Origin of the sequence: Rhodoferax sp., from assembly GCF_044236835.1 — a bacterium.
Classification (GTDB): domain Bacteria; phylum Pseudomonadota; class Gammaproteobacteria; order Burkholderiales; family Burkholderiaceae_C; genus Allorhodoferax.
Genome location: NZ_JBIIGC010000001.1, coordinates 310,174 through 335,543, shown reverse-complemented (window position 1 = coordinate 335,543; position 25,370 = coordinate 310,174). Strand labels below are relative to the sequence as shown.

At 64.4% G+C, this 25,370-nt stretch carries 26 protein-coding genes; 13 read left to right on the top strand and 13 right to left on the bottom strand.

Features of this window, described 5'->3' with window-relative positions; all coding sequences use genetic code 11:
- Together ACILRC_RS01555 and pdxH are read left to right on the top strand one after the other, a co-directional pair.
- The coding region (locus tag ACILRC_RS01555) for an HNH endonuclease (RefSeq protein ID WP_395667562.1) at positions 1–215 on the top strand (215 nt) is incomplete at its 5' end.
- 118 nt (positions 216–333) lie between these two features.
- Positions 334–987: a pyridoxamine 5'-phosphate oxidase gene (pdxH, locus tag ACILRC_RS01550; RefSeq protein ID WP_395667561.1), complete on the top strand. Its 654-nt coding sequence runs from the start codon at positions 334–336 to the stop codon at positions 985–987.
- A 102-nt stretch (positions 988–1,089) separates the two neighbouring features.
- Here the strand turns inward: pdxH and ACILRC_RS01545 are convergent, their stop codons facing one another.
- The 6 genes from ACILRC_RS01545 to ACILRC_RS01520 form a co-directional block, all read right to left on the bottom strand.
- The gene (locus ACILRC_RS01545) at positions 1,090–2,235 is read right to left on the bottom strand and encodes a Fic family protein (protein ID WP_395667560.1); all 1,146 of its coding nucleotides are present in this window, start codon (positions 2,233–2,235) and stop codon (positions 1,090–1,092) included.
- Positions 2,236–2,469: 234 nt separating this feature from the next.
- Positions 2,470–4,587: a TIM-barrel domain-containing protein gene (locus tag ACILRC_RS01540; protein WP_395667559.1), complete on the bottom strand. Its 2,118-nt coding sequence runs from the start codon at positions 4,585–4,587 to the stop codon at positions 2,470–2,472.
- 60 nt (positions 4,588–4,647) lie between these two features.
- Positions 4,648–5,676: an ABC transporter ATP-binding protein gene (locus tag ACILRC_RS01535; RefSeq protein WP_395667558.1), complete on the bottom strand. Its 1,029-nt coding sequence runs from the start codon at positions 5,674–5,676 to the stop codon at positions 4,648–4,650.
- Between the two features lie 22 nt (positions 5,677–5,698).
- A complete protein-coding gene (locus ACILRC_RS01530; RefSeq protein ID WP_395667557.1) occupies positions 5,699–6,742 on the bottom strand; it encodes a carbohydrate ABC transporter permease in 1,044 nt (347 codons plus the stop codon).
- An 18-nt stretch (positions 6,743–6,760) separates the two neighbouring features.
- A complete protein-coding gene (locus ACILRC_RS01525; RefSeq protein ID WP_395667556.1) occupies positions 6,761–7,750 on the bottom strand; it encodes a carbohydrate ABC transporter permease in 990 nt (329 codons plus the stop codon).
- A 137-nt stretch (positions 7,751–7,887) separates the two neighbouring features.
- Positions 7,888–9,168 carry an ABC transporter substrate-binding protein gene (locus ACILRC_RS01520; protein WP_395667555.1) on the bottom strand — a complete coding sequence of 427 codons (1,281 nt, stop codon included), beginning with the start codon at positions 9,166–9,168 and terminating at the stop codon, positions 7,888–7,890.
- A gap of 79 nt (positions 9,169–9,247) precedes the next feature.
- Between ACILRC_RS01520 and ACILRC_RS01515 the strand changes: the two genes are divergently transcribed.
- Positions 9,248–10,294 carry a hypothetical protein gene (locus ACILRC_RS01515; RefSeq protein ID WP_395667554.1) on the top strand — a complete coding sequence of 349 codons (1,047 nt, stop codon included), beginning with the start codon at positions 9,248–9,250 and terminating at the stop codon, positions 10,292–10,294.
- On the opposite strand, the gene ACILRC_RS01510 is transcribed toward ACILRC_RS01515, so the two are convergent.
- Entirely contained in the window at positions 10,284–11,438 is a 1,155-nt protein-coding gene (locus ACILRC_RS01510) for an LLM class flavin-dependent oxidoreductase (RefSeq protein ID WP_395667553.1), read from the bottom strand. The two genes, ACILRC_RS01515 and ACILRC_RS01510, sit on opposite strands and share 11 nt — an antisense overlap.
- 87 nt (positions 11,439–11,525) lie before the next feature.
- On the opposite strand from ACILRC_RS01510, the gene ACILRC_RS01505 reads away from it, so the two are divergent.
- Together ACILRC_RS01505 and ACILRC_RS01500 are read left to right on the top strand one after the other, a co-directional pair.
- The gene (locus tag ACILRC_RS01505) at positions 11,526–12,260 is read left to right on the top strand and encodes a GntR family transcriptional regulator (RefSeq protein WP_395667552.1); all 735 of its coding nucleotides are present in this window, start codon (positions 11,526–11,528) and stop codon (positions 12,258–12,260) included.
- Positions 12,261–12,278: 18 nt separating this feature from the next.
- Positions 12,279–13,403: a Gfo/Idh/MocA family protein gene (locus ACILRC_RS01500; protein ID WP_395667551.1), complete on the top strand. Its 1,125-nt coding sequence runs from the start codon at positions 12,279–12,281 to the stop codon at positions 13,401–13,403.
- A 30-nt stretch (positions 13,404–13,433) separates the two neighbouring features.
- On the opposite strand, the gene ACILRC_RS01495 is transcribed toward ACILRC_RS01500, so the two are convergent.
- Genes ACILRC_RS01495 through ACILRC_RS01475 form a run of 5 tightly spaced genes read right to left on the bottom strand, consistent with a single transcriptional unit; the run spans position 13,434 to position 16,706 of the window.
- Entirely contained in the window at positions 13,434–13,982 is a 549-nt protein-coding gene (locus ACILRC_RS01495) for a hypothetical protein (RefSeq protein ID WP_395667550.1), read from the bottom strand.
- Between the two features lie 27 nt (positions 13,983–14,009).
- Positions 14,010–14,258, bottom strand: coding sequence for a hypothetical protein (locus tag ACILRC_RS01490; RefSeq protein WP_395667549.1), 249 nt, complete (start codon positions 14,256–14,258; stop codon positions 14,010–14,012).
- Between the two features lie 11 nt (positions 14,259–14,269).
- The gene (locus ACILRC_RS01485) at positions 14,270–15,466 is read right to left on the bottom strand and encodes an ABC transporter permease (RefSeq protein WP_395667548.1); all 1,197 of its coding nucleotides are present in this window, start codon (positions 15,464–15,466) and stop codon (positions 14,270–14,272) included.
- On the bottom strand, positions 15,463–16,215 hold the full coding sequence (locus ACILRC_RS01480) for an ATP-binding cassette domain-containing protein (RefSeq protein ID WP_395667547.1): 753 nt from the start codon (positions 16,213–16,215) through the stop codon (positions 15,463–15,465). Before ACILRC_RS01480 ends, ACILRC_RS01485 begins: the two co-directional genes overlap by 4 nt.
- Positions 16,212–16,706, bottom strand: a complete 495-nt coding sequence (locus tag ACILRC_RS01475; protein WP_395667546.1) for a Fur family transcriptional regulator — start codon at positions 16,704–16,706, stop codon at positions 16,212–16,214. Before ACILRC_RS01475 ends, ACILRC_RS01480 begins: the two co-directional genes overlap by 4 nt.
- Positions 16,707–16,800: 94 nt before the next feature.
- On the opposite strand from ACILRC_RS01475, the gene ACILRC_RS01470 reads away from it, so the two are divergent.
- From ACILRC_RS01470 to ACILRC_RS01435, 8 genes are all read left to right on the top strand, one after another.
- Complete coding sequence (locus ACILRC_RS01470; protein ID WP_395667545.1) at positions 16,801–16,983, top strand: hypothetical protein; 183 nt, start codon at positions 16,801–16,803, stop codon at positions 16,981–16,983.
- A complete protein-coding gene (locus ACILRC_RS01465; RefSeq protein WP_395667544.1) occupies positions 16,980–17,846 on the top strand; it encodes a metal ABC transporter ATP-binding protein in 867 nt (288 codons plus the stop codon). Before ACILRC_RS01470 ends, ACILRC_RS01465 begins: the two co-directional genes overlap by 4 nt.
- Before the next feature lie 12 nt (positions 17,847–17,858).
- Positions 17,859–18,752 (top strand): metal ABC transporter permease, encoded by an 894-nt coding sequence (locus ACILRC_RS01460; RefSeq protein ID WP_395667543.1) that lies wholly within the window; start codon positions 17,859–17,861, stop codon positions 18,750–18,752.
- 33 nt (positions 18,753–18,785) lie between these two features.
- Complete coding sequence (locus ACILRC_RS01455; RefSeq protein WP_395667542.1) at positions 18,786–19,739, top strand: metal ABC transporter substrate-binding protein; 954 nt, start codon at positions 18,786–18,788, stop codon at positions 19,737–19,739.
- Between the two features lie 131 nt (positions 19,740–19,870).
- A complete protein-coding gene (locus ACILRC_RS01450) occupies positions 19,871–21,421 on the top strand; it encodes an ABC transporter substrate-binding protein (protein WP_395667541.1) in 1,551 nt (516 codons plus the stop codon).
- The gene (locus tag ACILRC_RS01445) at positions 21,409–22,392 is read left to right on the top strand and encodes an ABC transporter permease (protein ID WP_395667540.1); all 984 of its coding nucleotides are present in this window, start codon (positions 21,409–21,411) and stop codon (positions 22,390–22,392) included. Before ACILRC_RS01450 ends, ACILRC_RS01445 begins: the two co-directional genes overlap by 13 nt.
- On the top strand, positions 22,389–23,228 hold the full coding sequence (locus tag ACILRC_RS01440; RefSeq protein ID WP_395667539.1) for an ABC transporter permease: 840 nt from the start codon (positions 22,389–22,391) through the stop codon (positions 23,226–23,228). Before ACILRC_RS01445 ends, ACILRC_RS01440 begins: the two co-directional genes overlap by 4 nt.
- A complete protein-coding gene (locus ACILRC_RS01435; RefSeq protein WP_395667538.1) occupies positions 23,225–24,676 on the top strand; it encodes an ABC transporter ATP-binding protein in 1,452 nt (483 codons plus the stop codon). The genes ACILRC_RS01440 and ACILRC_RS01435 overlap by 4 nt, the downstream gene beginning before the upstream one ends.
- 14 nt (positions 24,677–24,690) lie before the next feature.
- On the opposite strand, the gene msrA is transcribed toward ACILRC_RS01435, so the two are convergent.
- Positions 24,691–25,233 (bottom strand): peptide-methionine (S)-S-oxide reductase MsrA, encoded by a 543-nt coding sequence (msrA, locus tag ACILRC_RS01430; protein WP_395667537.1) that lies wholly within the window; start codon positions 25,231–25,233, stop codon positions 24,691–24,693.
- Positions 25,234–25,370: the final 137 nt, after the last annotated feature.

Sequence of the window (25,370 nt, the reverse complement as noted above, 5' to 3'; positions counted from 1 at the left end):
CCTCGCTGTGGTTCGACCAGGGTGGTGAGTGCGCTCACTGTGAGCAAGATATCGACATGGCTGATGAGAACATGGACGACCACCATACCGTCTATCGGCAGCTAGGCGGGAGCGATGCTCTCTCCAATCGGGTGCTGCTGCACCCGATTTGTCACAGGCGTGTCCACGCCCTAGGTTTGCAGGTTATCAAGCCGGTCCCAGCACGGGGACTTTAATCTGGTGAAGCGGTCGAGGGTTATGCAACCTGTTGACGCTGTGTAGCCGGTGGTCGTGCGTGAGCCGTATGCTGGGAAACTCGCATGTACGGTTCTTAGGGGGGGATATCATCGAAAGATGGTGTCCCTACCCTCCCAAAACATCGCCGACCTCCGCAAGAGCTACGAACGCGCCGAACTCGACGAGAGCGCCTCGCACGCCGACCCGCTGCAGCAGTTTGACCAATGGCTGAAAGAGGCCATCTCTGGCCAGCTCCCCGAACCCAATGCGATGACGCTGGCCACCGTGGGCGGCGACCTGCGGCCATCTACCCGGGTGGTGCTGATCAAGGGCTACGACGCGCGCGGCATCGTTTGGTACACCAATTTTGAGAGCCGCAAGGGCCGCGAGCTGGCGGGCAACCCGTTTGCGGCACTGCAATTCCATTGGGTGGAGTTGGAGCGCGTGGTGCGCATCGAAGGCGTGGTCGAAAAAGTGAGCGACGCCGAGAGCGACGCCTACTTCCACAGCCGCCCGCTGGACTCACGCATAGGCGCCTGGGCCTCGCCCCAGAGCGAGGTCATCAGTGGGCGCGGCGTGCTGGTCGCCAACGCCGCCAAGTACGCCGCGCAGTTTGTGCTGCAACCACCGCGCCCACCGCACTGGGGCGGCTACCGGCTCCAGCCCGACGCTTGGCAGTTTTGGCAAGGACGCAGAAGCCGGTTGCACGACCGGCTGCGGTACTCGAAGGCGGAGGATGGGGGGTGGGTGCGGGAGCGGTTGGCGCCTTAGGTGGGGGTTGCGGGCCGTAGCGTTGGGGCTAACTGACGTCGCGCAGCCAGCCTAGGGCTTCTTGCTCAAGTTGGTCTTCCGTCATCAGGCTCCCTGGCACCCTCAAGTCAACAACTCAATGTAAGGCTGGTAGCTGTAAATGCGGTTCTTCTTCTGTGCAGTCAGTTCGGTCACCATGCCCAACTTTTCCAGCAGTTGTACCGCGGCATTGGCCGTCGGGAAACTGGTGCCCAAGCTCTGGCGCACCCGCTCAATGGTGAAGCGCGGCATCATGGGCAGCATCTCAAAAAGCCGGTAGCTGGCGGGGCCTGCCTTGGGCGAAGCCAGCAGCGTGCGCCGATGGGCTGCCACCAAAGTAGCAATGGCGACAATGCTGCGCTCGGCGTCCGTCGCGGCCTCGGTGACGCCTTCCAGAAAAAACGAGACCCATCCCTCCCAGTCCCCCTCGGTGCGGATGCCAGACAGCCGTCGGTAGTACTCGCCCTGGTGCTGCTTCAAGTAACCGCTGAGGTACATCAAGGGCTCGGGCAACAACTGCCAATGCTCCAGCAGGGCCGCAATCAGTAACCTGCCAATGCGCCCGTTGCCGTCCAAAAAGGGATGGATGGTTTCAAACTGCGCGTGGACCAAAGCGATCTTGACCAAGGGCGGCAAGCCTTTGTCAGGCGCACCGTGGATGAACCGCTCCAGGTCGGCCAGCAAATCGGCCACCCGCTCGGGCGGCGGCGGCACAAACACCGCTTTGCCTGGCTGTGGGCCACCAATCCAGTTCTGTGTCCGGCGCAACTCGCCCGGCTGCTTGCCAGTGCCCCGCACACCATCCATCAGCAGCCGGTGGGCATCGCACAACAGCCGCACACACAAGGGCAGCCCACCCGGGTCGCGCAGGTTGTGCTGCACCAGCCTGAACGCGCGCAGGTAATTGGTGACCTCTTCCACATCGTCGGTGTTGCTGACCGCAAAGCCCGCTTCGTCGTCGAACAAGTCGGCCAATGAGGCTTGCGTGCCCTCGATCTGCGAGGTCAGCAGCGCCTCTTTGCGAATGGCGCTGTAAAGCAGCCAATCGACCGAAGGCACCAAGCCCGACACCCCGGACAGCCGTGCCAGTGCCATCTCTGCATCTCGATTGGCCTCCATGTAGCACTCCACGGCCAGCACCGGCTTGGTGGGCGGCAACGGGTTGGGTACGAATGCCTCAACGGATTCGTTCAGGGTGGTGGAGGTGGCGTAAGTGCCTGTGCGGCGCATGGTGTGAAAGATTTCTTTAATTGAAGGGAGTCACATTAAATCAATCTTTAATACGGAAGACAAGTGTGAAAGCAGACTTGCATAGAAGTCAGTTGCTTTCTACGCTCGGAACAGATGGCGCTTGTGCACCGAGCTAGCGTCAACTGGGTCCAGCGCTTCGGGGGCAAAGACGCCCCGACAAAACATCGCGTCTTGGGAATGGTGTGTTTTGATGGGAGGGTCGCGCGCTAAGCCCTAAAACCGCCGCACCTCACTCACCGGGTTGTCCACGTGGTAGCGCCCATCCACCGCATCGGCCAAGGGAATGGCACTGCCTGCGCGCACGAACAGCGGCAGCGTATCCAGGGGCGCGTCCACCGTGTGGGTTTGACCAGCGGCCAACTGCGCGCCAGTGTGGAAGTTGACCCAATGCGCCGGACCTGCGGGCAGGTACACGGTGCGCGTGCGCTGGCCGGGGTGCACCACGGGTGCCACCAGCATGGACGCGCCCAGCATGAAGTCGTCGCAGTCGGCGTAGCAGGCTGGGTCGTCGGGGAAGTCGTAGAACGTGGGGCGGATGATGGGCTGGTGGGCCGTGGTGGCGCGCTCAAACAAAGACCACAGGTAGGGCATGAGGCGGTAGCGCAGGCGGATGGCGTCGGCCACCTGCGGCGTGACTTCGGGGTGCAGCCAAGGCACGTTGCTGATGTTGCCGGCCTTCCAGGAGTTCATGACCATGCGGGGGTTGAGGCTGCAGGCCTGCACCCAGCGCACAAACATTTCAGCGTCCGGCAGCGGGCCAGCAAAGCCGCCCACGTCGTGGCCCACGTTGAACATGCCCGAGAGTGACATTTGCAGCCCGGTGCGGATGTTCCAGCGCAGCGTCTCCCAGCTGGTGGTGTTGTCGCCCGACCAGGTTTGGGCGTAGCGCTGCACGCCCGGCGCGCCACCGCGCGAGACGCTGTAGACCTGCGCCGTGCCGTCGTGCGCCACCTGGGCTTCCAGGCTGGCGCGGGTCATCAACATGGCGTGCAGCGGGCGGGCGCGGTGCATGGGCATGGGGCTGCCAAAGCCGTGGCAGGTGGCGCCGTCGTCCATGATGGCGTACTCGTTGTTGTCGTTCCAGCCGACGTCGATGCCGTAGTCCAGCACCTGCGCCTTGAGCTGCGCTTTCCACCAATCGATCACCGCCGGGCTGCTGAAGTCCAGGTGCGAGCCCACGCCGTCCCAAAACTGCTCCACCACCGGCGCGCCGTGCTCGCCGTGTTGGATAAAGCCGCCGGCTGCCGCCACCTCGGCATAGGCCGGGTGGTCGTCGAGCAGGCAGGGCTTGATGTTGGCAATCAGGTGCATGCCTTGGCGCCGGAACTTGGCGTTGAGCGCCTTGGGGTCGGGGAACTTGCTGTGGTTCCAGGTGAACACATAGCGGCGCTTGCCCTTGGACGAGTAGCCCGAGCCGTAATGGAAGGAGGAGCACGGAATGTTTTCTTGGCCAATACGGTCCATAAAGCCATCGAGCTGCGCCTGCGCGTCGGGCGCATCGGCCAGGCCCATGGCGGTTTGGCCGTAGCCCACCGACCAGCGCGGCGGCAGGTGGGTGCCGCCAATGAGCTGGACGAACTGGGCGATGACCTCGCCCGGCGTGCTGCCCACCATCAGGTAGTAGTCGAGGTCGCCGTCGTCGATCTCCACGTAGCGGAACAGCTCGTGGTAGTTGTCGTGCTCTTGGCCCAGGTCGAAGGTGCAGGCGGCCAGGGTGTCGTAGTAGATACCCCACCACATGCCGCTGGGCGCGCGGGTCAGCACAAAGGGCCAGTGTTTGTACAGCGGGTCCCCGCTGTGGGGGTCGTAGCCCAGGGCGTCCAGCGCCAGCGTGCGCAGGCGCCGTCCATGCAGGTTGAGCGGGCCCGTCTTGTCGCCCAGGCCGTAGTAGCGCTCGGCGCGGTCGCGCTCCAGGTAGTGGCGCACCGCACCGGTGCGGCTACTGGCAAAGTAGGCGGAGGTGGCGCGGTCGCGCACCAGTGGGCGGCCTTGTGCATCGTGCCACTGCAGCGACAGCGGCTGCGTGTGGAGCGTAAGTTGCAGCGCCGGGGTGCGCAGCGTGACTTGGCCTGCAGCGGATTCCATCTGTGCAGCAGGGCAAGAAAAGCCGCTGAGGTCTTCGCGCTGGCGGCCGGTCCACGGCACATCGGTGCCAGCCTGCGGTGCAATCGCCCAGGTGCGTGGCTCGCGGTAGCCACCGGCGAGGCGCAGGCGCACCCGCACCATCTGCGGCTCCAGCACTTGCACCGAAAATGTTGCGCCTTCTGGCAAAGCAACCTGAATGCCTTGCGCAGTGCTAGAAGCCACATGGGCGGGTCCGAGTGGGTTCATACCAAAGTCCCAAAAATGAGAGGAAGCCCGCCGGGCGGAGGGGTCAGCGGGCGTCGAGGTTCAGATGCGCACGCCGTCGGCATTAAAGCAATGCAAGGCGTCGATGGGCGCCGCCAGCCGCACCTGCTGCCCGGCATGGACCGTGGTCTGGCCGGTGCACACCACATCGAAGGCCACACCGTCGCCAATGGTTCCATGCAGCAGGCTGCTGGCGCCCATTTGCTCGACGTGGCGCACCGCATAAGGCAAGGCGCCGGCGTCGTCGATCAGCACATGCTCGGGGCGCAGGCCCACGGTGTGGGTGTGCGCTGGCAACTGCGTCAACAGAGCATCACCGCCTGCGCTGCGCAACACGTCGGCGGCCACCAGATTCATGCGCGGGCTGCCAATGAAGCCGGCCACAAAGGCATTAGCCGGGCGGTTGTACAGCTCCAGCGGCGCGCCGACCTGCTCGATCTTGCCGGAGCGCATGACCACGATGCGGTCGGCCATGGTCATGGCTTCGACCTGGTCGTGGGTGACATAAATCATGGTGGCCTGCAGCCGCTCATGCAGTTCGAGCAGCTCGATGCGCATGGACACGCGCAGCTCGGCATCCAGGTTGGACAGCGGCTCGTCAAACAAAAACAGCTTGGGCTCGCGCACGATCGCCCGGCCGATGGCCACCCGCTGGCGCTGCCCGCCCGAGAGCTGCGTGGGCTTGCGCTGGAGCAAGTCGTTCAGTCGCAACTGCTGGGCGGCGGCATTCACCTTTTGGGCCACGGCGGCCTTGGCCACGCCCATGTTCTCCAGGCCAAATGCCATGTTGTCGTACACCGTCATGTGCGGGTACAGCGCGTAGGACTGGAACACCATGGCGCAGCCGCGGTTGGCGGCGGACACTGCGTTGACGTTTTGGTTGTCGATGGTGATGTCGCCCGAGGTGGGCGACTCCAGACCGGCGATGGTGCGCAGGAGCGTGGATTTGCCGCAGCCCGAGGGGCCGACAAAGACCACAAACTCACCATCTTCGACGGTCAGGTCGATGCCGTGCAGGACGGTGGTGCGGTCGAACGATTTGGTGATGCGGGAGAGCGCAAGATGGGCCACGCGTGCGTCCTTCGGAACAGACTTACTTCACACCGGCACCGGCGATTCCGGTGGTGATGTACTTTTGCAAAAAGGCGAAAACCAGGGTGATGGGCAGCAGGGTGATCACCGTCATCGCCAGCAAGTAATTCCACTGTGTGTTGAGCTCACCCTGGAAGGAGTTGAGCGCGAGCTGCAGCGTGAAGAACTCCGACTGCGACAGCACGATCAGCGGCAGCAAAAAGTCATTCCAGCGCCACATCACCGAGAAAATGGCGAGCACCGCCAAGGCGGGGGCCGACAGCGGCAGGATGATGCGCCAGTAAATGCGCCACTCGCTGGCGTGGTCCATGCGGGCGGCCTCCAGCAATTCGTCGGGAATCGTGAGCATGTACTGGCGCAGCAAAAACACGCCCGTGGGCGTGGCAATGGCCGGCAGGATCACGCCCCAGAGGTTGTTGAGCAGACCCACGCTGTTGATGACCAAAAACACCGGCACCAGCACGATGGTGGGTGGAATCATCAGCGTGGCGATGATCAGCATGAACACCGTTTTTTGCCCACGGAAGCGGTACTTGGACAAGGCAAACGCGGCCATGGAGTTGACCAGCAAGGTCAGCAGCGTGGCCACCACGGTGATGAACACGCTGTTCCAGAGGTAGCGGCCAAAGTCGAACTTCTTGAACAGGTCGGTGTAATTGCCCCAGGCGAACTGCAAGGCGTTGATGGGTGTGCGGTCGTTGATATTGACCTTGATGGTTTGCTCGGGGGCGGCGGGGTCCACCATGGTGGCCATGATGCCGATGCGCCGCACCTGCGCCATGGGCTGCAGCGTGCCCTGCGGGGTTTTGGTCAAAAACAAAGGCAAGGGCTTATCGAAGCCCTGCACCTGCACCGTCTTTTGGCTGTAGGGCAGAAAACTCGGCGGAAACTGGCTGATGGCGCTCTCCGTCTTGAGCGACGACATGACCAGCCACACGATGGGCGCAAACATGGTGAACAGGCCCACCATCAGGTAGGCGTAACTCAGCCAATCGGTCCAGTCAAAGCGCAGGCGGCCACGGGTGCGGGTGAGGAAATGGCGCATGGAGTCCTCTGGCGTGCCCTAGCGTGCCCGCTGTCCGGCCTGCTCGGCGCGGGTGAGCCGCAGCTGCACAAAGGTGAGCAGCATGAGGCCCAGGGCCAGTATCAAAGAAGCGGCCGCAGCCAAGCCGTACAGGTGAATCTGTTCGGCAAAACCGGTCTGGTAAATGAACTGCACGATGAAGGTGGTGGCCGAGCCGGGGCCGCCGCCGGTGAGCACAAACACCTCGTCAAAAATCTGCACCGCACGGATCATGGCCAGCACCAACACCACGATCAGGTTGGGCAAGAGCAGCGGCAAGGTGATGCGGCGCAGCGTGCGCCAGGGCGAGGCGGCGTCCATCTCGGCGGCCTCGTACATATCTTTGGGAATGGCCTGCAAACCGGCCAGCAAAATCAGGGTGTAAAAGCCCATGTGCGCCCAGATGGACACAAACACCGTCCAGAAAAACGCCCAACTGCCATCGGTGAGCCACTCCACCGGCGCACGGCCTGCGCCGACCAGCAGCGCGTTGAACACGCCCTGGTTTTGCAGCAGCCACTTCCAGATAAGGGCCACCACCACCGGCGAGAGCAGCACGGGGTAGAAAAACACGCCCCGCCAAAAACCACGCCCAATGATCTTGCGGTTAAGCACCAAGGCGGTGACCAGCGAGAAGAACACCATCAACACCACCTGAATCAGGCTGAACTGCACGGTGTTGATAATGGCGCGCCAGAAAACGTCTTTGCGGCAGGATTGAATGTCGAAGTAGTTTTTGCACTCCAGCAGAATCGCAAAGTTTTCTACCCCCGTGTAGGGCCGCTGCAGCGGCATCAGGTTCACCCCACCAGTCAGCGCATAGGCGAAGTTGATGAGGATGGGCAAAAAGGTAAACAGCCCGAAGATGAACAGGTTCGGGCCGACAAACAACCAGCCAATGCGCGAGTGGCCGAGCACGCGCTGGCCCAGCCGAAACAGTGGCTCAAAGCAATTGAAAAAAAGCGCCAAAGCGCGCATCAGAATGGGCACGGTGTCCTAAGTGGGGGTACGCCCCACGCAGTGCACCTGGGCACACTGCGTGGTACCTCCGACGCTCGGCGTCGCGTACGGGGTGGCCGTCGTACCTTGTGGGTGGGAATGGCGTACCGCTGGGTCAAGTGGCAGGCTTACTTCTGCGCCTGCTTGACCGCATCGACCATGTCAGAGTTGATCTTGGCAAGCGCCTCGTCCACCGACACCTCACCCACGATGGCCTGGGTCACGCGGGCCACGGTGGGCAGCATGATGGCGCGGTTGAACCTGTAACCCTGGAACTGGTAGGCCGCGGGTGCCAAGCTAGCCACGCCGCTGCTGAACACGCCCAGTGCAGCGCGTGCACCCGGTGTGGCGCTGGGGTAGGCAATGCCTTTGCGGGCCAAGCCAGCGTGGGCAGGGATGTTCTCGGTCTTGCCCACGAACTCAGCGTAGTTGTCTTCCTGGGCCATGAACTCCAGGAACATGGCCACCTCTTTGGGCGACTTGGAGGTCTTCAATGCCACCCATGCAGCGCCCCCGGGAATGCCGGTACAGGCCGCCGGGCCGCAGGGGTTGGGCACAGCGGCCCAGTCAAAAGCGTCACCGATGTCCTTCTTGAGGCGGTTGATCTGCCAGGAGCCCGACAGCACCATCACCACGCGACCGTTCTTGAACTCGCCAATGGAGTCGGCGTAGGTGGAGCCGCCCGAGCCCGCCCAGACGTCGCGCAGCATGGCGCCGTCTTTGTGCCAGCCCACAAACTTGTTGACCGTGGTTTTGTAGCCATCGTCAATGACCAAATCGCCTTTGGCATCAAAAATCTTGGCGCCGTAGCTGATGGCCGGGCCAGCGAAGCGGTGGCCGGAGCGGTCCCAGGCCAGTGCAAACGGGGTTTGCGTGGCTTTCGCAACTTTGCGGGCGGCTTCTACCCATTCGTCCCAGGTGGCCTTGGGGCCGGGCAGCGCCACCTTGGCTTGCTCGAACAAGGTCTTGTTGACGTAGGGGCCGGTCATGGTCAGCTGCGACATGAAACCGTAAATGCCCTTGTCGCCTGCCGTGGGGCGCAACCAGGGCAAGGTGGAGCCAAAGTTGGTTTCGAAATACCGGGTGTCTTTGAGGTGGGGCGCCACATCAAGGTAGTACTTAGACAGGCCGCCCAGGTCGGTGACGCGCGCAATGTCGGGCCCCTGCCCTGCCGCCAGTTGCACCGGCAACTGCTCTACGATGGTCTTGTAGGGCACGGTGTCGATGATCACCTTGGTGCCAGGGTTGGCCGCTTCAAAGCGCTTGGCAATGGCGGCGGTGACTTCGCACTCAATGCCGTCTTGGTAGCACATCACCCGGATGTCGCCCGCGTGCGCTGCAGAAGCGGCTGCGGTTGCGACTGCGGACACCGCGAGGGCGCGGTGCAAGGTAGAAAAACGTGAGGCCATGGAAACTCCGTATGAGGTGGAAAAGATCGCCAAACATGCTAACCCGCCGCCCCCGGCGAAAGTGCTATGGTTTCCACCTATGAACCCGTCGACACCCCCCTTTCAGACCGCCCACCCGACCGTCCACGAAGTCGCCGATTTGCCGCCGCTGATGCGCCTGGAGCGCGGTGAGCCGGTACGGGATCTGGCCGACTGGCAGCGTCGGCGCGAAGAACTGCAACACCTGCTGCTGTCCACGCTGTACGGCGCGCTGCCGCGCGTGCCAGAACGCGTGCAATGCGAGCTGCTGCACGACGCCAAGGTGGCGCGGATGCCGGGCGTGCGCAAGCGTTCGCAGCGGGTGCGGGCGGATGGCTTGGGTGTCTGCACGCTGACGCTTTGGCTGCCCCCCAGAGACGGTCCGCTTGCGGTACTGCTGCACGGCGACGCTTGTTGGTCGTACGCTACCGAGGCGGTACAGGCCGCAGTGCTGGCACGCGGCTACGCCCTGGCCGAATTCAACCGCACCGAGGTGTTCTCCGACCACGCAGCCCCCGATGCGCAAACCACCTGCGATGCGCTGGCAGACCAACCCGTGGCGGCGATCGCCGCGTGGGCCTGGGGCTTTCACCGGGTCGTTGACGCCCTACTGCAACTGCCCGAGGTAGACGGCAACCGCATCGCCATCGTGGGCCACTCGCGCGGCGGCAAAGCGGCATTGCTGGCGGGCGCCACCGACGCGCGCATCGCAGTGACAGGCGCCAACAACTCGGGCGCTGCTGGCGCAGGCTGCTTTCGGGTGCGCAACCCCGGCGCCGAGACACTCACCGACCTGGTGCACGCCTTTCCCCACTGGCTGGCACCAGCCGCACGCAGCTATTGCGGCCGCGACACCGAGCTACCCATCGACCAGCATTTTTTGAAAGCCCTGATCGCACCACGCGCACTGCTGTGCACCGAAGCCTTGGGCGACGCCTGGGCCAACCCGCACGGAACGCAACGCACCCACGAAGCTGCCGCTGAGGTGTACCGCTGGCTCGGAGTGCCCGAGCGCATCGCCATCCAGTTCCGCGAAGGCGGCCACAGCCACGCGCTGGAGGACTGGATGGCGATGTTGGACTTTATGGACGCGTGCTTTAGCGCCTAACGCCCTGCCCCAAGGGCGTGTCCGGCACGCCCTTGGGGACGCGTCCATAGACCTCGGGCAGTGAGCAGGTTTTGAGTTGCGGCAGCACCTTGCTGCCAAAAATCTCGCACTCCTGCAAATGCGGGTAACCCGAAAAAATGAAGGCGCGGATGCCCATTTTTTGGTAGCGCTCGATCTTGCTCATGACCTGGTCGACGCTGCCCACCAACGCTGCGCCACAGCCCGAGCGCGCGCGCCCAACGCCGGTCCAGAGGTGGGGCTCGATGTAGCCCTCGGCGTCCGACAGGTCGAGGTTCTTGGCCTGCAAGGACACACCGTAGTTCTTGGCATCGAGTGCGCGTTCGCGGATCTTGCGGCCCACGTCGTCATCGAGCTGGCTGACCAGCTCTGCGGCGTACTCGCGCGCCTCTTGCTCGGTGTCGCGCACGACCATATGCACCCGCAAGCCGTAGTCAATGACGCGCCCGTAGTGCTGCGCCCGCTCGTGCACCACCCGCATGCGGCCAGCCAGTTCTTCCTCGGTCTCGGGCCACATCAGGTACACGTCGCAGTGCTGCGCGCACAGGTCCACGGCCTGGGGTGAGTAGCCACCAAAGTACAGCAGCGGCCCGCCGGTCTGGTAGGGGCGCACCGGGTCGGTGGTGAGGCCCTTGAACTGGTAGACCTGGCCAGCGTAGTTGATCTCATCTTGCGTCCAGGCCTGCTTGAGGATTTCGACGACTTCTTTGGAGCGCTGGTAGCGGTGCTCGTTGCTGGCGGTCTCGCCCGGAAAGTCGGAGGAAATGACATTCAAGATCAAGCGGCCCTTGAGCATGTGGTCCAACGTGGCCACGGTGCGCGCCAGCATGATGGGCTGCATTTCGCCGCAGCGGATGGCGGCGAGGAAGTTCATGCGGTGGGTAAGCGGCGCCATGGCCGCCACAAAGCTCAAGGTGTCTTGCCCCACCTGGTACGACGAGGGGCACAAAATGTTGCGATAACCCAGCTTGTCGGCCAGCTTGGCCACCGCATAGGTGTTCTCCCAGCTGCTGCGCAAATCACCCTCGGGCACACCGAGGTGGCGGTAGTCGTCGGAGCACAGCGGTGCAAACCATGCAACTTCTGCAGCATCCAGGTGCTCGCTCTTGACCGGTACAACTTGCATTTTCAGAACCTTTGTTGAGTTGGCAAAAAAGTGTATGAATTGTGTATGATTTCGTCAATCCCCAAGCACCCTGCCCCATCTCACCGCATGCCCATCGCGCCCCGCCCCCTGCCGCTGTATGTGCGCATCCAGGAAAAACTGGCGCGCGAAATTGCCGCGGGGCGCTGGAAAAACGGTGAACGCTTTCCCACTGAGCAGGAGTTGTCCCACACGCTGGCCGCGGCGGTGGGCACCATCCGCAAATCCGTGGCGGCCTTGGTGGCCCAGGGCCTGCTGGTCAAGCGCCAGGGCTCGGGCACCTATGTGCAGTTGCCGGTGCGGCCACGCGCTGGGGCCAAAAGCATTTACGAGTTTTTACACTTGGAACTGGCCCAAGGCGGTGGCTTGCCGGGCGCTGTCATCCTGGACTTCAGACTGTGCAAGCGGCCACGCGCCGTGCCCGTGCTGGGCGCCAACCCCAACGCCGATGGGGCGGCGCGTTACCACCGCCTGCGGCGCTTGCGCTTGCTCGATGGTGTACCGGTCGCGCTGGAAGAAATTTGGTTCGACAGCCGCCACCAACCCACGCTGCGCGCACAAGACTTGGGCGAGGCGCTCTATCACTTTTACGAGCAACGCCTGGGTTTTTGGATCGCCTCGGTGAACGACCGCGTCGGCGTGGGCCTGGTGCCTAGCTGGGCACCGCCCACGCTGGGCTTGGCCGCTGGGGCGTGCTGCGGTCACATTACGCGGCATGCTTTTGCGGCCAACGGCCACACCGAGGAGTACTCCGAGACGTGGTTCAATCCCGAGCGCGCGCACTACGGTGCGCGCTGGCCCTGACGACAACGAGAGACGCCCATGACCAAAAAAAAATACGCCATGCTGGGATGCGGAATGATGGGGCAGGAGCACCTGCGCAACATCGCGCTGCTGCCCGAGATCGAGGTGGCGGCCATCTATGAGCCCGACGACGCGATGCGCGCCAAGAGCCACGCCCTGGCACCCGGTGCCACCCTGGCTCCATCGATCGATGCGTTGCTGGCCCTGCCAGAGCTGGACGCCCTGGTCATCACCAGCCCCAACCACTGCCACACCGCGCAGCTGGAGACCATCTTTGCGGCCCGCAAAATCCCGGTGCTGGTAGAAAAACCGGTGGCCACCCACTTGTCTGAAGTGGCCCGGCTGCGCACTTTGGCGCATACCATGGCAGCGCCCGTCTGGACAGCGATGGAGTACCGCTACATGCCGGCCATCACCCGCTTTGTGCACGAGGCCCACAGCGCCCAGGCCACAGGCTCTGCCGTGATGCTGTCCATCCGTGAGCACCGCTACCCCTTCTTGCACAAGGTGGGCGACTGGAACCGCTTCAACCGCAACACCGGCGGCACGCTGGTGGAGAAATGCTGCCACTTCTTTGACCTGATGCGCCTGGTCATGGGGGACAACCCGGTGCGCCTGTTTGCCTCGGGCGGGCACAACCACAACCACCTGGATGAACGCTACGGTGGAGAGCAGCCCGACATCCTGGACAACGCCTTTGTGGTGCTGGATTTTCCTGGCCAACGCCGGGCGCTTTTGGACCTGTGCATGTTTGCGGAGGGCTCGCGCTACCAGGAAGAAATCAGCCTGGTCGGCCCGGTAGGCAAGCTCGAATGCAAGGTGCCCGGCCCCAGCCGCTTTTGGCCCGGAGAACAGCGCGGTGAACAGCCGGTAGCGCAGCTCACGGTGAGCCCGCGCAACGGCGCGCCACCTTCGGTGCTGGAGGTGCCAGTGGACCCTGCGCTGCTGGCGGCGGGCGACCACAACGGATCGACCTTCTACCAGCACCAAAAGTTTCTCGATGTGGTATGCGGACGCGGCGCGGTCGAGGTGAGCTTGCACGACGGCATTGCGGCCGTGGTTATCGGCTTGGCCGCTGAGCACTCTGCCGCAACCGGTGCGGTGGTGGACCTGACACAAGGCCCCTGGCAACTGGCGCCTTAAACGGTACAGCGCGCCCAGGGAGCGGTGCAGTTACTTGACTGCCACCGCGTCGGTCATCCTGTAGTACAGACCGTAGGGGTCATCGTCGAGCACAGTGAACTGCCCCTCCACCACCACCGGCTCCATCACATAGCGCACTGGCGTTTTGGTGCGCACTTCGACCATGCTTTCGGGTCCGCCGGGCACGCAAAACGAGCAGGTCAAGGGCACCGAGCTGAGCAAAAAGTGCCTTTGCCGCTCGCCCGGCTGCAGCGGCATCATGAAGCCCTGCACCCGCTGCGTGGTCTTGCCTAGAGCGCGCACATCAGCGGGGAACACCGGCAGGATGCGGTTGCGCTCGGTGCGGGTTTTTACTGCGGTGAGCACCGACCACGCCAGCACGTCGCTGCGCTCTTGCAAGGGGGCAAAGGGGCTGTTGGGGCTGTGCACTCCAGCACCGGTGCCCGCCGGAATGCCGCCAGCGATAGGCGGACTGAGCAGCGGCGGGCTCAGCGTTGGTGCGCTGGACTGTGCGGTGGCGGCCACAGACCCCAGGGTCCAGGCCAGCGTCAGTGTCCACAGCAGTGCCTTGCTTCTCATGGTGCGCTCCTTGTAACGCGGCGCAGTTTAGTGGACGTGTTTCATCCCGCAGTACTTTCCGATGGCAAGCCCCTTGCAGGCGGCCTGCAATTCCTTGGTGCACACGTCTTCTTTTTTGCCCGACTCCAGGCACTTGGCGGCAGCTTCGTGTGCGGCGGCCATGGCGCGGTGGCGCGCGATGTCTTCTTTGGTTTCCTTATCGCTGTGGCCGCTTTGCGCGACAGCGGCGGACACAGCTAACACGGACAGCACAGCAGCAAGCATCAGTTTTTTCATCATTTCCTCTTTCATTGAAGCAACTCCAAAACACCTACCCGGTAAGCCCCCCAGGCAGGCAGCAACGCCGACACCACCGCCACGCCCAAGGCCATGGCAGGCACCAGCCACAACGCAGGCGGCCAGATCAATCCACCCACCAACAGGGTCTGGTCCAGCGCCAACATCCAGCCCAGCGCGACAGCACAGCCCTGCCCCAGCAGCAGCCCCAGGCCGGTGGCCAGCAAGCCCAGCCACAGCGATTCGCACAGCAGCAGTGACGCCACTTTGGCCGGTGGTGCGCCCAGCATGCGCAGCAAGGCCAGATCCGCACGGCGCTCACGCACCGCGCCCCACAGCGCAATGAACACGCTCAAGCCCGCAGTGAGCAGCAGCACCCCGGCAAACGCGCGCAACACGTCGGTGCCCAGCCCCACCATCGACAGCAGCCGGGTGATTTCCAGCGCCGGTGCGGCGGCTTGCAGCTCGGTGGTGGTATTGACGAAACGCGGAAAACTCATGGCAGCCATGGGCGTGGCGTAGCGGACCAGCGCCATGGTGATTTCGCGGTCTTCCCGCATGGCCGCGCGGTCATCGTCGTCCAGCGCGGTGGCATCTTCATGCACTTTCCAGACCGATTCGGTATCGGTCAGCACCAACCGGTCCAGCACACCCCCGCTGGGCGCAAGCACGCCCACCACGGTGTAGAGGCTGTCGCCATGCACGTGGCCGCCGGTACCCAGTCCATGGGTACCGGCAAAGGTGCTGCCCAGGGCCAAACCCAAGCTGCGGGCCACGGCGGCACCCAGCACCACTTCCATGGGCGCAGTCCAGGGCGCGCCTGCGGCAAAGCGGGCCTCGTAGAGGCGCAGGTAATCGTGCGAGGTGCCCACAATGCGAAAGCCCTGCACGTTGTCCCCCAAGCTGATGGGTACGATGCTGGCCACCATCGGGTGGGTGCGCAAGGCGTCGACGGTGACGAGTGGCACATTGCCCGGCGGCACATCGATGTGCAGCACGCCCGACAAGATGAGCTGCATGGGGCTGCCCTTGGCACCCACCACCACATCAATGCCTGCCAGATCGCGCTCAAAAGCCCGGCTGATTTGGGCGCCGACCAGCAGCAAGAACGTGACCGACGCCAACCCCAAGCTCAGCAACAGCACATTGAGTGCCGCCGTCAGCGGGCGCGACCAGAGGTACCGCCAGGCAAACCACAAGGTCTTCATGCGTGGCCACCGGTGCCAGAACGCGGCAGCGCGGACTGCGCAGGTCCAGGGGCCGCATGTGCCGGGTACGCATGCGCAGTGCGCGATTGCCCCGCTTCGAGTTGCAAGGTGTGCACCGAAGCCAAACCACCGCGCTGCTGCGCAATCAGCGCCGCAACGCGCGCGTCGTGGGTGGCGATCACCAGCGTGGCCTGCTGCTGCGCCGCCGTGTGCAGCAACAAATTCACGGCACTTGCGGCCGCGGCATCGTCCAGGCTGGCGGTGGGTTCATCGGCCAGCAGCACCTGCGGCTGCGCCAGCACCGCGCGCGCCAGTGCCACCCGCTGGGCCTGGCCGCCCGAGAGCTGCGCCGGCTTGCGCTGTGCGAACTCGGCCACACCCAAGGCTTCCAAGGCGGCGCGCACCCGCTGGCGGTCTTCAGCCTGGCCGCTGGCCCACTGGGCCATGTGCAGGTTGTCCTGCACCGAGAGGGCCGCACTCAGATGCAGCCTTTGCGGCAAAAAACCGACGGCCCGCGCGCGCCACGCGTCTGCCGCTGCGCCCCGCAGCGCGCCCAGGCTCTGGCCTGCAACCGTCAAAGTGCCCCGTGTAGGCGCCAGCAGCGCCGCCACCAAAGCCAACCAGGTGGATTTGCCGCTGCCCGAGGGGCCGCGCAGCAGCAGCACGCCGCCTTGCGCCAAGTTCACATCGGCAAACGCCAGCTCCACCCCACGGGGGTAGGCAAACGCCAGGTTGTGCGACTCGATCATGCGGGCGTGGCACCAGCGCAGTCGGCGCACACACCGCGCACCGCAAAGTCCATGTGCATGTCTTGGTAGCCCAAAGCCCTCAGGGCTTCGATGGCGGTTTGTGCGGCTTTCTCCAGGTCGTCGGCATTGGCGCGCAGGGCGCCCGCCAGCGGGCTGTCGCGGTGGCAGCTCTGGCACTCAAAGTGCGGCGTAGCCTGCACGCTGGGCGGCATGGCCTGGTAGCGGCGCACCCGTTGGCTGTCGACCCGGCAGAGCAAGAGGCCAACCTGGGTCAGGCGGTCAATCAAGCGGTACAGCGTGACGCGGTCCAGCGGCGTTGCCGCCTCGGTGTCTGCACCCACCAGGGCCGCCTGCAACTGCGCGTGGGTGTAGCTGGTGTCGGGGTGCGCCAGCAACCAGCCCAGCACACGCCGCGCGGCCGAAGTACGGCGCAGACCGTGCGCGGACAGGAGCGCGTCAATCGGGTCGGAGGGCAAAGACTGGGTCGCCATGGCGTGCCTTTAAAAATGCAATTGTGTTGCGGTATGGCAGTAAACGCAATTAAGTTGCGTTAGACTCTAGCGCAACTCGGTTGCATTATCACCCATGCCCACCCACCACACACCCTCACCCGACAACCTTCCAGTCGCCGCCAAAGCCGTGGCCCAAGACACGCGGCGCAGTGTGCTGGCGTGGTCAGCGTGGCGGCGGGTCGCTTTGGTGCTGCCGGTGCTGGTGCTGCTGTGGCTGGCCGTCGCTTGGGCCAGCGTGAAAGGAGCGCCACTGTGAGGGTGGATACGCTGGCGCCTATGCCATCGGCCAGTGCCTCGCAATGGCACGCAGCTGCGGCTCTGCACCAGGCTGCGGTGCGTCTGCACAACTTGACGGTGAGCTACCGCCAACGCCCCGTTTTGCACCATCTCAGCGGCGAATTTGCCATGGGCTCGCTCACGGCAGTGGTGGGGCCCAATGGCTCGGGCAAAAGCACATTGCTCAAAAGCATGGCGAATCTGCTGCCCCTGGGTGCGGCGTACGCCCGCAATGCAGTGCAAGTGCAGGTAGCGAGGCCGCACATCGCGTACCTGCCCCAGCACAGCGAAATAGACCGGCAGTTTCCGATGGCGGTGCACGACTGCGTGCTGCTGGGCATGTGGGCCCACCGCGGCGCGCTGGGTGGCGCCAGCGCGGCCATGCTGGCTGCGGTCGACGCCGCTTTGCGCACCGTAGGGATGCAGGGCTTCGCCCGCCAACCGATTGCGGCGCTGTCTGCTGGGCAATTGCAGCGCGTGCTGTTTGCGCGCTTGCTGGTGCAAGACGCGCAGCTGATCTTGCTGGACGAGCCGTTCACCGCCATCGATGCCAGCACCACGGCGGGCCTGCTGCGCTTGGTGCGTCGTTGGCACCAGCAAGGCCGCACGGTGGTGGCCGTGCTGCACGACGACGCGCAGGTGCAAGCCCATTTTCCAGACACCTTGCTACTGGCACGCGAGCCCGTGGCTTGGGGTGCCACGCCGCAGGTGATGACAGCCGCCAACCTGCAACGCGCCCGCGCCCTGGCCGATGCCTGGGACGCTTCCACCGAGCGCGATGCCCCCTGGTGCGAGGTCGACCACACGGTCCATCCTGGGGCCGCGCCCGCCCAGACGCTGTAAAGCCCCCGCAGCATGCAAGAACCCTTCGATGCCATCTGGTTGGCGCTTTTTGCGCCTTTTGCCGAGTTTGCTTTCATGCGCCGCGCGCTGGTGGCCACGCTGGCCCTGTCGCTCAGTGCCGCACCCTTGGGTGTGTTTTTGACACTGCGGCGCATGAGCCTGTTGGGCGATGCGCTCAGCCACGCGGTGCTGCCGGGCGTGGCCATTGGCTTCATGGTTAGCGGCTTGTCGCTCACTGCGATGGCGCTGGGCGGCGTGCTGGCAGGCATGTTGGTGGCCGCACTGGCTGGCGCGGTGACCCGGTGGACCGCCCTCAAAGAGGACGCCAGCCTGGCGGCCATCTACCTGGTGGCACTGGCCTTGGGCGTGATGCTGATTGCCCGACACGGCACCCAACTGGATTTGCTGCATATCTTGTTCGGCAGCGCCTTGGGCGTCGACGAGGCGGGACTGCTGCTGGTGGCCGGCGTTGCCAGCGTGAGCGTGGTGGCGCTGGCCACCATGTACCGCGGGCTGGTGCTGGAAACCTTTGACCCGGTGTTTCTCAACGCCACCCGCCGCCGAGGTTGCGGCGCTTGGGTCTGGCAGCAGGGGTTTTTGATGCTGGTGGTCATCAACCTGGTAGCGGGCTTCCAGACCCTGGGCACGCTGATGGCTGTGGGCCTGATGATGCTGCCCGCCGTCAGCGCGCGGCTGTGGCACGCCACCTTGCCCGCACAGCTGGTCAACGCGAGCGCCCAGGCGGCCTGCGCAGGCTGTGCCGGGCTGCTGCTGTCCTACCACTTCGACACACCTTCGGGGCCCACCATCATTGCCTGCGCCGGCGCCTTGTACGCCGCGTCATTGCTGCTGGCCCCCGGCGGCTGGCTGGCACGCCACTGGACCAGCAGGCACCGCGTGGCCTAGCCCACATCTTTCTTCACCGACCCAGGAGCCACCATGCCCACCACCAACCGTACTTTCACCACCCTATCGCGCCGCCTGGTGCTCGCTAGCGCGGCAGCGCTGGCCTTTCTGGGGCCGCCAGCGCAGGCCCAGGACAGACTTACAGTGACTGCCAGTTTCAGCATCTTGGGCGACCTGGTGCGGGTGGTAGGTGGTGAACGGGTGGCGGTGACCACACTGGTCGGGTTCGATGCCGACGCCCACGCATTCGAGCCCAAACCCGCCGATGCCAAAACCTTGTTGGCCAGCAAGCTCTTGGTCATCAACGGCCTGGGGTTTGAGCCCTGGGCCAACCGGCTGGCCAAGTCGGCAGGCTTCAAGGGCACCACGGTGCTTGCAAGCGCCGGCATACCGGCACAAAAAATGGCGAATACCGACGCCAAGGGCCACGCCCACGGCCATACGCACGGACATGCCGAAACCGACCCGCACGCCTGGCAAAACCCCAACCATGTGGTCACCTATGTGAACAACATCGCCGCCGCCCTGTCCAAGGCCGACCCGGCGGGCGCAACCACATTCCAGGCGAACGCCGCCGCCTACGCCAAGGAGTTGCAGGCACTGGACCTGTGGACCAAGGCACAGTTCGCCACCATCGCGCCAAGCAAACGCAAGGTGATCACTTCGCACGACGCGTTTGGCTACTTTGCGGCGCAGTACGGCATTCGCTTTTTGGCACCGCAGGGTGTGAACACCGACACCGAGCCCAGCGCCAAACAAGTCGCCCAGCTCATCCAGCAGATTCAGCGCGAGAGAATCCGCGCGGTGTTTGTCGAAAACATGGCCAATCCGAAGCTGGTGGCGCAGCTCAGCAAAGACGCCGGTGCCACGGTCGGTGGCTCGCTGTACGCCGACGCCCTGTCAGCCCCCGACCAGCCGGGCGCAACCTACCTGCAAATGATGCGGCACAACGTCACCCAATTGGTGGCGGGGTTGCAGCGCAATTAGCAAGCTGACGCGCGGTCCTTCCCACCCTGGCAAATGCATTGTCCAGTGGGTTCAGACCCACCGTGTGCAAAGGCAACAAGCACAGCTCCACTTTCTTCTTCATTCAACTGGCTTACAAGGAATTTCTACCCATGCAGATTGCACCCACTTCCCGCGCTCGACGCGCCGTGCTAATAGCTGTGTTTGCTACCAGCGCCAGCGTCTGGGCGCAAGGCGATTCATCGTCCAAGGCCAAGGTGTTCAAGGTGGCTGCGCCCTGGGAAGTGGGCGGCTTGGACCCCTCGAAAACTGGCTACATCTTTACCCGTTTGGAAGTCGCCGAAACGCTGGTAGACGTTGACCGCTCGGGGCGATTAGCCGCTGGGCTGGCGGCGCAGTGGAGCGTTTCGCCTGACCAGCGCACCTGGCGCTTCACGCTGCGCAGCGGCGCGCAGTTCCACGATACAACACCGGTCACCGCCGAGGCGGTCGTACGCAGCCTGGAGCGGGCACTGGCCCAACCCGGCGTCCTCAAATCCACCCCGATAGAACGCCTGCGTGCCAGCAATGGCGAAGTGCTCATTGAGCTCAAGCAACCATTCACGGCATTGCCAGCCTACCTGGCCCACAGTAGCACGCAGATTCTGGCTCCAGCCTCCTATGCGGCCGACGGCAGCGTGGTGGCGGTGCTGGGCTCCGGGCCCTACAAAGTCGTGCGCGTCAGTGCGCCACAAAAAGTAGAGACAGCGCGGTTTGAAGGCTGGCGTGGCACGCGCCCGGCGGTAGAGCGGGTGGAGTACCTCTCCAGCAGCCGTGGCGAAACCCGCGGCATGCTGGCGGAAAGCGGTCAGGCTGACCTAGTCTTTACCCACGACCCGGTATCGGTGGAGCGGCTCAAGCGTAACCCACAGCTGCAGTTTCACACGCAATCCATTCCGCGCACGATTTACCTCAAGGTCAACGCCGCCCACCCGCTACTGCGCGACCTCAAAGTGCGTCAGGCGATGAGCATGGGCATCGACCGCGCTGGCATGGCCAAGGCCATCTTGCGGGAGCCCAACGCCGCGGCTACACAGTTGTTCACACCGGGTATGGCGGAGTGGCATGTGCCAAGCCTGCAGCCCTTGACCCGCGACCTGGCACGGGCGCGTCAGTTGCTGCAGGAGTCCGGCTGGCAAGCTGGTGCGGATGGCATCTTGCGCAAAGAGGGGCGGCCCTTCAAGCTCACGCTGCGCACCTTCTCGGACCGGCCGGAACTGCCGCCCATGGCAACCGCCATCCAGGCGCAACTGCGCGAGCTGGGAATCGACGTGGCGGTGTCGGTTGGCAACTCAAGTGACATCCCGGCGGGCCACCAAGACGGGACCCTGGAGCTTGCGCTGTTGGCGCGCAACTACGCGTTGGTGCCGGACCCGATTGGCACCCTGTTCCAAGACTTTGGACCCAAAGGAGGCGACTGGGGCGCCATGGGCTGGCAAAGCGCGCAGGTCAGCAGCACTCTGGAGACGCTCAGCATCACCAACGATGAGGCCCGCCGGTCGCGGCTGCGCGGTGCTTTGGCTACGGTGCTGCAGGCAGAGCTTCCGGTGATTCCTGTGGCCTGGTACCAGCACACCGCCACACACCACAAACGGGTGGGCAACGTCAGCGTGGACCCGCTGGAGCGCAGTTACCGCATCAGCCAAATCACATGGGCGAGGTAAGCGGTCGCTGGAGCCGCGCCGCACGCCAAGGACTACGCCTTGCCGCACAGGGCGCAATGGTGGCAGGCGCAGTCGGCGTGCTGAGCTTTGTGATGACGCGTGCGCTCCCGGGCGACGCCGCTTACCGCATCGCCGCAGGGCGCTATGGATACGACATCGTGGACAGCGCATCTGCCGAGGCTGTACGCAGGGAACTGGGCCTGGACCGGCCGGCCTGGGAGCAGCTCCTGTGGTGGCTGGGCGACCTTCTGCAGTTTCGGCTGGGCGAGTCCATGGTGTCGGGCGATCCGGTGGTTGACGAATTGGGCCACCAACTGGGCCACACGTTGCAGCTATCGCTGGCGGCTTGGCTGCTGGCAGTGGTGTTGGGGGTGGCGCTAGGCAGTTGGGCGGCCCTGCGCGGACCGCACTGGAGTACCCGCTGGATTGACCCGGTGTGCACCGTCTTGCGGGCCAGCCCGGCCTTTTTGCTAGGGGTTGCGCTGATGCTCGGCTTGGGAGTCCACCTGGGCTGGTTGCCGGTGGCCGGCCATGGCGAGTTACGCCACCTAGTCATCCCGTCGATGGCACTGGCCTTGACGCTGCTGCCGGGCATGACGCAACTGGTACGCACCCGGCTGCTGCAGGTGCTGTCCAGCGATGCCTTTGAATTTGCGCAGACAAAGGCAATCCCGCTGCCTGTCGCGCTGTGGCGGCACGCGCTAGCACCTGTGGCGCTGGGCACACTGGCCTACGCTGGCATGCAACTGGTGCTGCTGGTCGAAGGCGTGGTGGTGGTGGAAAGCCTGGTGGCTTGGCCCGGGATCGGCCACGCCCTTGTGCATGCAGTCATCGCCCGAGACATTCCCATGATCCAGGGCACGGCCTTGGCGATGGGCCTGCTGTTTGTGGTGCTGAACGCTCTGATGGACGCGGCCGTCCATTGGCTGGACCCACGGCTGCGCGAACCTTGCCGACCGAGGTTGGCATGAACGAACCGCTGTATTTGTCCACTGCACAAGCTCAAGGGCGGTCGTCGTGGGTGTTGCTGCGCCGCTGGGGCCCGTCGGCGCTGGCTGGCGTCGTGCTACTGGGCCTGTTGACGTCTTGCATGGGCCACGCCCCGGACATCCAAAACCTGGACAACACTTTGGCTGCGCCCAGCGTCCAGCACTGGCTAGGCACCGACCATTTGGGGCGTGACCTGCTGGCCCGCGTGGGGCAGGCGGTGCGGGTGTCCCTGTGGCTTGCACTGGCCTCTGCCCTCTTGGCGGTGGTCGCGGGCAGCCTGCTCGGCCTATGGGCGGCCTGGCGGCGTAGGCTGGTTGATCGGCTGTTGTGCTGGTGTGCCGACGGGGTGGCCGCCATTCCGGGCCTGTTATGGGTGCTGTTGCTAGCCGCCTTGGCACCGGGCCAGAAATGGGCGCTGTACACCGGCCTGGTGCTGACCGCCTGGGTCGAGTTTTTTCGGCTGGTGCGCAGCCAGGCCAGCGTCACCTTGGCGGGCGACGCAGTGCAGGCCGGTCGGTTGCTGGGATTTGGCGCGCCTTACCTGCTGCGCTGGGTGGTGCTGCCTCCGATGTGGGCGGACTTGCTGCGGCTGTGGAGCTATGCGGTAGCCAACGCGGTACTGGCAGTTGCAGCCCTCGGGTTTGTTGGAGTGGGGCTGCGCCCACCCACCGCCGAGTTGGGACTGATGATGACCGAGGCTCTGCCCTACTACCAGGCGGCACCGTGGCTTTTGGCCACTCCAGTGGCATTGCTGGTGCTGCTGGTGGCAGCACTGCAATCCATCACCGCCTCGCCCTCAACGCAGAACCAGCTATGACGGATGCTTTGCTACAGATCGAAGATCTACGCATCCACGTAGGCAGCGCAGCAGGTCGCTCAGCATCGAGCATGCTATTGGAGGCTTGCAGCTTTTCACTGCGCCAGGGGGAGCGCCTCACCATGGTAGGGGAGTCTGGCGCAGGCAAATCGCTGCTGGCACAAGCCATCATGGGCACCCTGCCGGCGAACCTGGAAGCCACCGGCTCGGTCCGCATCCTGGGCGTCCCAAGCAACGGACAGCGCAAGCGAACCCAAGCGCTATGGGGACACGGCGTGATGATGCTGCCTCAAGAGCCTTGGACGGCACTCAGTCCCCTGATGCGAATCGGCCAACAAGTGGCAGAGAGCGCGCATTACGCCGGCGCACTTGCCTGGCCAAAGGCCCAGACCGCGGCCCACGTACAGCTAGAGGCCTTGGGGCTGCAAGGCACCGCACAACACTGGCTGCACCAAATCTCTGGCGGCATGGCGCAGCGGGTGGGCGTGGCCTGCGCCAGCGCGGCGCAGGCCCGCTTGCTGATCGCCGACGAACCTACCAAAGGCCTGGACCCCGGCGCATGCCAGCAGGTGGCGGCCTTGCTGATGGCGGCACAAAGTCAGCAGCAGGCGCTCCTGACCATCACCCATGACCTGGACCTGGCCCTGCAGCTCGGTGGTCAGATCGCAGTGCTCAAGCAAGGGCGGGTTGTCGAACAAGGTGCGACCGAGGCAGTGCTGGGCAACCCAAAACACCCTTACACCCGCGCGCTGGTTGCTGCCCAACCCAAACACTGGCCTGCCTACCCTTTTGCGGGCCTTGCCGATGCACAGCCCGTGCTGCAAGCCCACGCACTGGCAAAACGCTATGGCGCGCGCACGCTGTTCGAGAAATTGGACCTCCACTTGCGCGCCGGTGAGGTGCTGGCCATCAGTGGCCGCAGCGGCTGTGGCAAAACCACGCTCGGCAATGTGTTGCTGGGGCTGGTGCAGGCCGATTCCGGGACGGTGGACCGCGCGCTGAACCTGCCGCGCTGGAAGTACCAGAAGCTGTACCAAGATCCGCCCGCCGCGTTCTCCCCGTTCCGCACCCTGGGTCAGGCGCTGGCGGATGTCTGCCAACTGCACCAGTTACCGAGCGGCGACATCCCCACCCGAATGGAAAGACTGGGACTGTCGGGCGCCCTGCTGTCGCGCATGCCGCACCAGGTATCGGGAGGCGAGCTGCAGCGCTTTGCGTTGCTGCGCACCCTGCTACTGCAGCCCTGCTTCATATTTGCCGATGAACCCACCTCGCGGTTGGACCCGATCACCCAGCGCAACACTATGCAAGTGCTGTGCGAAAGCACCGCAGTGCAAGGTTGCGCGATGCTACTGGTCAGCCACGATGCGGACTTGGCGCGCAGCTGCAGCCAGCGCCACCTCACCATGCGCTCGCACGCGCCCGGGACATCAGCTACGCTGGACTGAGCAGCGCCAACTCTTCAGTCCTTTTGCAAGCGCGCAAACGTCTTGCGGAACTTGGCCACCTTGGGCGCTGCCACGGCCATGCAATAACCTTGGTTGGGGTTGCGCTCGAAATAATCTTGATGGTAGGGCTCTGCGGCCGCGTAGTTGTGCACTGGCAGCAGCTCGGTAACCAGCGGGCGGCTGTAAACGCCGCTGGCGGCCATCTCGGCCATCACTTCCAGCGCGACTGCTTGTTGTTCGGGCGTGGTGAAGTAAATGCCGCTGCGGTACTGGGTGCCGGTGTCGGCACCTTGGCGGTTGAGGGACGTGGGGTCGTGGATGACGAAGAACACCTCCAGCACTTCACGGGTGGAAATCACGGCCGGGTCGTACACCAACCGCACCACCTCGTTGTGGCCGCTGGTGCCGGTGCACACCAACTCATAGGTGGGGTTGGGTAGGTGGCCGTTGCTGTAGCCAGATTCCACATCCACCACGCCGCGCACTTGCACGTACACCGCCTCGGTGCACCAAAAACAACCGCCACCGAGGTAGATGGTCTGCAAAGAATCGGTCATGGGTACGCTCCGTTGGTAAAGGGATAGGTCGGACGGGATCGGCGCATCTTACGAGGCTGTCGCGCAGTGCCATGCATCTCCCGGGTTTGACACCATCCCAAGCGGGCCACTACACTAATAACCAACCAGTCATTAAC